This window comes from Frankia sp. CgMI4, from assembly GCF_001756285.1.
In the GTDB taxonomy this organism is placed as follows: Bacteria; Actinomycetota; Actinomycetes; order Frankiales; family Frankiaceae; genus Frankia; species Frankia casuarinae.
The window spans coordinates 1-1,014 of record NZ_MAQZ01000041.1; the positions used below are offsets into that span (position 1 = coordinate 1).

The 1,014-nt window shown below is 67.0% G+C and carries 1 protein-coding gene; it reads left to right on the forward strand.

Going from position 1 to position 1,014, the window contains the following annotated elements; all coding sequences use genetic code 11:
• The first annotated feature begins 164 nt into the window (after nt 1-164).
• Nucleotides 165-926 carry a lasso peptide biosynthesis B2 protein gene (locus Manayef4_RS03070; protein ID WP_070130551.1) on the forward strand — a complete coding sequence of 254 codons (762 nt, stop codon included), beginning with the start codon at nt 165-167 and terminating at the stop codon, nt 924-926.
• Nucleotides 927-1,014: the final 88 nt, after the last annotated feature.

The following is a 1,014-nucleotide window of genomic DNA, read 5'->3' on the forward strand; positions in this document are numbered from 1 at the left end:
GTCGAGCCCGGCGAGTTCCGACAGACGTTGACGATGATGGCCGCAGGGCTCCCTGTCCCGTTCGCCACCGTGGAGCCGGCTTTGGCGGCGGAGGTATGGCTACGGGCCCTGGGTGACACATCCGATGTGGCGTGGATTCCAAGAACCACGGAGAGCGATAGATAATGTCATGTGAGTACATCAGCGTCCCCGAACACGTTCGTGCGCTCGATGTCGGCCCGGCCACCGTGATCGTCAACTACCGCAACGGCCGTGCTGATGTACTGACCGGGCCGGCCGCGCGCTGGTGGGAGGCGGCAACGACCAGCGGGTACGGCGACCCGTCAGGGCTGCTGGACACCCAGTCCGCGCGGGCCCTGCGTGAACAGCTCCTTACGGCAGAACTGATCATGGAGACCCTTCGACATCGGGCGGGCCAACCGACGGCGGTCGGGCCGTCGTGGGTGCCAAGCTGGGGAACGCAGGAGATGCAGGCCGGGCGCACGACGGCCGGATCCGCATCCTGCGGGATGACCTTGCGTGYGGGTGTGGCCCTACTCGTCGTGCTCGGCGCGCTCTCGGCCGGACAAGGTCGCAGCCGGATGGCGCGGCTACTTCGTCTGCTGACGTGGGCCACGCGACGCACCAGGGTCAACGCCTCAGCTGATCACCTCATGGAAGCGGTCAACGCCGTCCGGCGGGCAGGAACGGTCATGCCGGGTCGTGTTGCCTGCCTCGAAGAATCATCAGCGGCGTTCCTCCTGCTGGCCATGGGCCGGAAGCGGGTGACGTGGTGCCACGGCGCAGCAGCCGACCCTGTCCGGCTCCATGCCTGGGTGGAGACTGACGACGGACAGCGGGTTGCCGAACCGTCGTCAACCGCACGGTTCGGCGTCCTGCGCGCCGTACCCGAACGCGACAACGGAAGCGAGAACAGGCGTGCATGAACCGATCGTGTGGATCCGGGGCGAACGCGCTGGGCTCGGCCCGTTCTCCAGCAACCTCGTCGATCTTTACTGGCAGTGGGAGCAGGAT